Source organism: Blastopirellula marina (genome assembly GCF_002967715.1).
Classification (GTDB): Bacteria; Planctomycetota; Planctomycetia; order Pirellulales; family Pirellulaceae; genus Bremerella; species Bremerella marina_B.
Genome location: NZ_PUIA01000042.1, coordinates 189,654 through 196,714, shown reverse-complemented (window position 1 = coordinate 196,714; position 7,061 = coordinate 189,654). Strand labels below are relative to the sequence as shown.

9 protein-coding genes are annotated in these 7,061 nt (G+C 53.5%); 8 read left to right on the top strand and 1 reads right to left on the bottom strand.

What is annotated here, in order from left to right; translation table 11 throughout:
* Positions 1-92 precede the first annotated feature (92 nt).
* Complete coding sequence (locus tag C5Y96_RS28150; protein ID WP_409994422.1) at positions 93-671, top strand: P-loop ATPase, Sll1717 family; 579 nt, start codon at positions 93-95, stop codon at positions 669-671.
* A 509-nt stretch (positions 672-1,180) separates the two neighbouring features.
* Positions 1,181-1,639, top strand: a complete 459-nt coding sequence (locus tag C5Y96_RS15990; RefSeq protein WP_105355315.1) for a bacterioferritin — start codon at positions 1,181-1,183, stop codon at positions 1,637-1,639.
* A gap of 118 nt (positions 1,640-1,757) precedes the next feature.
* On the opposite strand, the gene C5Y96_RS15985 is transcribed toward C5Y96_RS15990, so the two are convergent.
* Entirely contained in the window at positions 1,758-2,114 is a 357-nt protein-coding gene (locus C5Y96_RS15985) for a hypothetical protein (protein ID WP_105355313.1), read from the bottom strand.
* A gap of 316 nt (positions 2,115-2,430) precedes the next feature.
* On the opposite strand from C5Y96_RS15985, the gene rpmF reads away from it, so the two are divergent.
* From rpmF to C5Y96_RS15955, 6 genes are all read left to right on the top strand, one after another.
* Positions 2,431-2,637, top strand: coding sequence for a 50S ribosomal protein L32 (gene rpmF, locus C5Y96_RS15980; RefSeq protein ID WP_105355311.1), 207 nt, complete (start codon positions 2,431-2,433; stop codon positions 2,635-2,637).
* A gap of 130 nt (positions 2,638-2,767) precedes the next feature.
* Positions 2,768-3,676, top strand: a complete 909-nt coding sequence (gene fabD / locus C5Y96_RS15975) for an ACP S-malonyltransferase (protein WP_105355309.1) — start codon at positions 2,768-2,770, stop codon at positions 3,674-3,676.
* Between the two features lie 56 nt (positions 3,677-3,732).
* Positions 3,733-4,503, top strand: a complete 771-nt coding sequence (gene fabG, locus C5Y96_RS15970) for a 3-oxoacyl-[acyl-carrier-protein] reductase (protein WP_105355307.1) — start codon at positions 3,733-3,735, stop codon at positions 4,501-4,503.
* 215 nt (positions 4,504-4,718) lie between these two features.
* On the top strand, positions 4,719-4,955 hold the full coding sequence (acpP, locus tag C5Y96_RS15965) for an acyl carrier protein (RefSeq protein ID WP_105350808.1): 237 nt from the start codon (positions 4,719-4,721) through the stop codon (positions 4,953-4,955).
* Positions 4,956-5,000: 45 nt separating this feature from the next.
* A complete protein-coding gene (gene fabF / locus C5Y96_RS15960; protein ID WP_409994421.1) occupies positions 5,001-6,245 on the top strand; it encodes a beta-ketoacyl-ACP synthase II in 1,245 nt (414 codons plus the stop codon).
* A 50-nt stretch (positions 6,246-6,295) separates the two neighbouring features.
* Positions 6,296-6,937, top strand: a complete 642-nt coding sequence (locus C5Y96_RS15955; RefSeq protein ID WP_105355302.1) for a macro domain-containing protein — start codon at positions 6,296-6,298, stop codon at positions 6,935-6,937.
* Positions 6,938-7,061 lie beyond the last annotated feature (124 nt).

Here is a 7,061-nt window from a genome sequence, read left to right as displayed (position 1 = left end):
CTTGCAGGGCTTTAACGATCTGTTCGGGACTACGTCGTTTACGCTTCTTGGTCATGGGAGTCTCCTTGGCCGAAATTGGCCTCTAGACTCTCATAACACATGGACCAGTTTTTGGGGAGCATGCCAACTATATGATTAAGCGGACAATGATGCGTCCGAGAGACATCATTGCCTTTTTTAATACATGCATATCTCAAGCAACTAACTCCCCAAGAATTACACAGGAAACACTTCGAATTGCCGAGGGAGAGTATTCACTAGGGCGATTCCGCGCGTTAGGAGACGAGTGGATTGAAGACTTTCCTAAATTGCTCGACTTTCTAGGATTATTCAAGAAAAGCCCAAGCGACTTTGAATTGAATGAGCTAACTGATGAAAGACTGGGAGAGTGGTGTCTGGAATTCCTTGACTTCGATTCTTCACAAAGTTGCTTTCTCGTAGAGTCATCACTTCAGTTTTTTAACGGTGCGATGACCGGGTCCGTCTACCGACAAATTATTGCCGGAGTCTTATATCGAATTGGCTTTTTGGGCCTGAAAACGGAATCGTTCAATTCGATAACTTACGCGGAACCTGAACGTCGCAACATCGCTTCCTCTGATATTTCAGACGACTGCGTCTGTCGAATACACCCAATGTATTGGCGTGCCTTGGGAGTTAAGCCCACGTAACGTCATGCCGTAAATACGAAAAAAACGACGTAAATTGTCTCCATAGCAACAGCGATCAAAATCCATGGGCAATTCATCGTGATACTCGCCACACGTCTGGCAGTAAAAACCATCCGGCATATCAAAACTCGGGGCAGAGCAGGGGACACGGCATTGGGGTGACCAACCAATTCTCCTACTTCTGTGGCGTAATGCAAGCTTCTTATTGAGACCAAATCACCACAACGCTCGTCTCAACAAAGACCCTTGTTGAGAGCGACTATCTTTTGACGAAAAATGCAAGTGAAGACCACGCCTAGGGTTACTTCCCTCTGGTTTTTGTCGATATGAGTGATACCATGCGGAAAGAAGTTGAGACTGCACACGATGATGTAGCCACCGCCAAAGTATCGTTCAGGCTCGCGATTTGCACCGTAATTTCCAGCCAGTTTGCTGCTTTTCCTACGGTGATGACGCAACACCCACGAGCGAAATTCATCGCTCTTAAGCCAGAATGAAAGGACACCAACATGGACCAGGCCGTAATTGACAAGTTGAATGAAATTTTGAAGCACGAATGGACCGGAGTCGCTCAGTACTCGCAGGCCGGCTTCGTTGTCAGCGGGCTGTGGCGCGAAGTTTACAGTGAAATGTTCCTGGAAGCCGCCAAGGAATCGTTCGGTCACGCCAAGATCGTCGGCCAGAAGATCTCTGCCCTAGGTGGCGTTCCGACCATTGAACGCAACCAAGTGAAGCAAACCGACGACCTGTACGAAATGCTGACCAACGGTCTGGCATTCGAATCGAAGGCCGTCGAGCTTTACCAGGAAGTTCTGTCGATGGTCGACGGAAAGAATCGCCCACTGGTCGTTCTGCTGGAAGAAATCCTGCTGGAAGAACAGGAAGGCGTGGACGAATTCACGATGATCCTGAAGGATCCAACCGTTGCGGCCCAGGCTCGCGGCGGAAGTGCTTCCAAGGCCGGTTAAGCGGTCAAGAAAATAAACTACCCTTTGAAGCAGTCGTTCAAAGGGTAGCTGATTACATGAGTGTTGTTGTGGTAATACCCAGGTAAAACCAAGGCACTTACCACAGCAATGCTTTTTATTAGGCCGATTCCGCGTGCCAGACACGCAGCGACGGGGCAGCGGATGCACCGATTCGCCCTGAGACGATGGCATCTTCTTCCGTCCGGGTCGCCTTCAGCGTAACGCGTTCGCTTTTTGCGGAAACCATTTCAGGCAAAGCACTTGCAATTCCAAGTGCCGTTCGCAGTGCGGCAAGCGATTCTGGCGAAACTTGAACGCTAGACTGAGTAAACCAGCCCACACGCTGTCCGCCGTAGCTTTGCTGGCGAATTTCGACAAAGGCGCAACCATCGCGATCCGTGCAATTTACGACGAGCGTGCGGTCGCGGTCTCCGGTCGAGATCGTTTCGACCACATGTTCTTTGAGGTAGGACATATATCAGGCGAGAGTGCTATCGGCTTTATTGAAGTTGATATCAAGTCTCAGTACATGCTTATTCTGGGGCGATTGCCTCCATGCGTCAATAACAAAAATCCCAAATGCAGTAATTAGTGGGGCTTATTGACGGTTCTGCGGAATACCAGTATCATTTCGCGTTTCCACCTGCATATTGTGCCTCATCTAGTTGAGGCTTTCATCGGACGTTTGCCCTACGGCTTCTGGATCGGCTTAAACCACAGCAGCTAATCGGGCACTAAATTGAGGCCAGCAAGCGACTTACGCTTTGCATCCCCTCGCTGGAAACACGGTCATGGCAGTACCAAAGAGAAAACAGTCGAATTCCCGTACCGGCATGCGTCGCGCTCACGATGGCCTGAAGGCCCGCGAGTTGACTCTCTGCCCTAATTGCTTGCACGAACGTCGCGTTCGCGTGGCTGTTCCGACCCACGTGGTGTGCCCAGAATGTGGTTACTACCAAGGCCGAAACGTCATGCCGTCCAGCGAAGTCGCCGAATAAGCACCCCCTGGGCTTCCAAGGTTACAAGACCGCTGGGACAATGCCCGTTCGGATAATTTCATCCGAACGCGTAGACCTCTGCCAGCGGTCTGTCGACTTCGAAGCTTGATCGAGAGAAGGGCCCCCTGCGATGAGCAAAATCGCATTTCTATTCCCGGGACAAGGCGCGCAAACCGTTGGAATGGGGAAATCCCTTTACGACACGCTGCCGGCCGCGAAAGAGTACTTCGACCAAGCCAACCAGATTCTAGGCTACGATCTGGCCTCGGTCTGCTTTGAAGGCCCCAGCGAAAAGCTAGACTCCACCGTCCACAGCCAGCCGGCCTTGTTCGTTACCAGTATTGCCGCCTTGGCGCAACTGCGTGACCAATCGCCGGACGTCTTGCTTTCTGCGGAAGCCACCGCCGGACTGAGCCTGGGCGAGTACACAGCCATGGTCTTTGCTGGCGTGATGGAGTTTGAAGACGCACTGAAAGTCGTTCAAGTACGCGGTGAAGCGATGCAAGCCGCTTCCGATGCCACGCCTAGCGGCATGGTCAGCATCCTCGGGCTCGAACAGGACGCCGTCGAAAAGATCTGCGACGAAGCCCGCGGCGATGGCATTCTTCAAATTGCCAACCTGCTTTGCCCCGGAAACATTGTCGTTTCTGGCACCAACGATGCCTGCGAGCGAGCCGCCGAAGTGGCGGAGAAGAGCGGGGCGATGAAGGTCATTCCATTGGCCGTCGCTGGTGCGTTCCATACGGAAATCATGCGACCAGCCGTTGATAAGCTGACGGCCGCACTCGCAAATGTCACGCTCAGGAGCCCGAAAATCCCGGTTATTTCCAACGTTGACGCCCAGCCACACGACGACCCGGAAGAGATTCGCTCGCTTTTGCAGCAGCAAGTCTGCTCTCAGGTTCGCTGGGAACAATCGATGCGTTACCTCTTGGATCAAGGCTTTGACGAGTTTTACGAAATCGGTGCCGGCAAAGTACTTCGCGGCCTGATGAAGCGAATCAATCGCAAGGTTGCGTTCACCGGCGTTGAAGCCTAACCCCCCTTAGCGACCCCACTAACTCTTTTGAAATCAATAGATTAGGCAATTCCCCCATGAGCGATGTTGACCGAACCGCACTTCCCGTTGATTTGACTGGCAAGATCGCCATCGTGACTGGTGCCTCGCAAGGGATTGGCCAGCAAATCGCCATTGGCCTGGGCAAACGCGGTGCTAAGGTCGCCTGCGTGGCCCGCAGTGCCGACAAGCTGGCTGAAACGGTTGCCGCCATTAAGGCAGCCGGCGGCGAGGCTGAGGCCTTCCCCTGCGACGTGACATCGCGAGAAAGCGTCGAGCAACTGGTCGACAAGGTTGCCGAAACCTGGGAAAAAGTCGATATCCTGGTAAACAATGCCGGCGTTACCCGCGACAACTTGCTTCCCCGCATGACCGACGAAGAATGGGATACGGTCATCAATACGAACCTGCGAGGCATGTTCCTGTTCAGCCGAGCCGCGTCGAAGTACATGATGCGTGCCCGATATGGCCGTATCATCAATATCAGCAGCGTCTCAGGCATCATGGGCAACCCAGGCCAGACGAACTACTCCGCATCCAAAGCGGGCATGATCGGTTTTACCCGCAGCCTGAGCCGCGAATTGGCTGGTCGCAAGGTGACGATCAACGCAATCTGCCCGGGCTTCATCGAATCGGAAATGACCAAAGCCCTAGGCCCAGTGGTCGAAGAAGAAGTCAAAAAACGCATTCCAGCAAAGCGAATGGGCAAGCCAGAGGAGATCGCCGATGCGGTCCTGTTCCTGGCCAGCGACCATGCTGCCTATGTTACCGGTCAGGTCCTGACCGTCGACGGCGGCATGACCGGCTAGCATCCATTGGAAACGCCTTAGTGACATTGACTTACACACTAGTTTTTTCCTAAGAGCGTGTTTCCTGAAAATTAAGATGGATAGGGTGGTCTCCACCTTGACCCGTTTTACTTGGGTCATCTATCTTGTTGAGCTTGAACCTTCATAAAAAACCAACTTAAGTCACCATAGACGACCGAGCTTTCGGTCGCTTGCCCCAAAACGGAGGACACGTCGTGTCGGTTGAAGAGCGTGTAATTGAGATCGTTGCTAGCCAACTGGGTGTTGATAAAGAAAAGGTTTCCCGCGACAGCTCGTTCGTGAACGATCTGGGTGCCGACTCGCTGGACATGGTCGAGCTGGTCATGGAGCTGGAAGAAGAATTTGATATCGACATTCCAGAGGATTCCGCGGATAAGATCGAAACGGTCGGTCAAGCGATCGACTACCTGGAAGAAGCCAAGAACTCCTAATCGGCTGATTTCTTCTTTCCCGCTTGTACTCCTAGCGTTCATAAAATCATGAAGCGTCGCGTTGTCGTTACCGGAATGGGGATTGTCTCCTCGCTTAGCTGCCAACTAGATCAGTTCTGGTCCAAGTTGATTGCAGGGGAGAGTGGTATCCATGAAATCAAAATCCTGGATACGTCCCGGTTCAAGGTGAAGTTCGCCGCTGACGTTCATGATTGGGCACCGGACGAGTACATCGACTCGAAGGAACAAAAACGTCTTGACCGTTTCTCTCAGTTTGGAATGGTCGCGGGAATCGACGCCGTCAATCAGTCCGGCCTCGATTTCTCGCAAGAAGATTCTTACCGCTGCGGCGTAATCCTGGGATCTGGCGTGGGTGGCATTGCCACCATCGAAGAGCAAACCGAAAAGCTCCTCACCAAGGGTGCCGATCGTGTCTCGCCAATGACCATTCCCCGGCTGATGCTCAACGCTGCAGGTGGTAACATCTCCATCCGCTACGGCATGCGTGGTCCGAACTACACCGTAGCCACTGCATGTGCCAGTGCGACCAACGCTCTGGGCGATGCCCTCAAAGCAATTCAATACGATGAAGCGGACGTCATGATTTCCGGCGGTACCGAAGCTGGTATCACGCCGATGGGAATCAGTGCCTTCTCGAACATGAAGGCCCTCTCATTTCGTAACGACGACCCTCAAAAGGCCAGCCGCCCATTCGACCTCGATCGCGACGGTTTCGTCATGGCCGAAGGGGCCGGCGTTGTCGTCTTGGAAGAACTGGAACACGCCAAGGCCCGCGGGGCCAACATCCTGGCCGAACTGGTCGGCTTTGGCTGCAGTGGTGACGGTGGTCACATCACTTCGCCGGACCCAGAAGGTCGCGGTGCTGCCCGGGCAATGCAGAACGCACTGAACGATGCAGGGCTGCCCCCCGAAGTGATCGACTACATCAACGCTCACGGAACGAGCACGCCTCCAGGCGACAAAGCCGAAACAACCGCCATCAAGACAGTCTACGGCGACCACGCCTACAAGCTGGCCGTCTCCAGCACCAAGAGCTCGCTCGGCCATTCGCTGGGTGCCAGTGGCGGCATCGAACTGATCGCCTGCATCAAAGCCATCCAGGAAGGGGTCATTCCACCGACCATCAACCTGGAAAAGCCAGATCCGGCTTGCGATCTCGACTACACGCCAAACGAAGCCAAGAACCGCAAGGTCAGCTACGCCATGAGCAACAGCTTCGGCTTCGGTGGCCATAACGCCTGCGTTATCGTCAAAGAATACGCCGAGTAGTTGAACGCTTTACCGAGCTTCGTTGCTACGGCAATCTGGGAGGCTCGCCTGTGAAGATTACCCTCTGTGCCATTGATGCCAGGCTGACCGAAGCCTGGCAGGAAGCTTGTGGCGATCTCGATTTTGTTGAGGTCTATCGTGGGTCCATTCTCGACTTACGATGTGATGCCGTTGTAAGCCCTGCCAACAGCTTTGGTTTTATGGATGGCGGCATCGATGCTCTCTACACCTCGCATTTTGGCTTTCCACTCCAACAGCGCCTGCAAGAGCTCATTTGCCAACGGCACCACGGCGAACTCCTAGTCGGTGCCGCAGAAATCGTCGATACGGACGACCAACGTATTCCGTTCTTAATCGCCGCTCCCACGATGCGGGTGCCGACGATTCTTAAAGATTCGATCAACCCCTACCTGGCAGCAAGGGCCGCACTATTATTGGTGCGTGAGGGGTTTTTCCCGTCCGGCATGCTCATTGGCGAGAGAATTCGTGATGGCGTGAAATCGATTGCATTTCCCGGCCTAGGCACAGGCGTGGGAAGAGTCGCTCCCGAAATTTGTGCCCGCCAGGTACGTCAGGCAATCAACGAGGTCGTACTAGGGCAACACACGTTCCCTACATCTTGGCTCGACGCTCAAATTCGACATCAAAAGATGTTTACCGATCGTATTCGAGACCTGCAATCCGACTCTTAAAGCCTGAAGAATACCGGCAATAAAAGCTTGAGTTTTTTGCGTCTTTGGGGAATGATCGAGAATAGAAAAACCTGCTTCAGGCCAACTGCAGGCCCCATTCGGTTTCCCTACCAGAGAAACACGC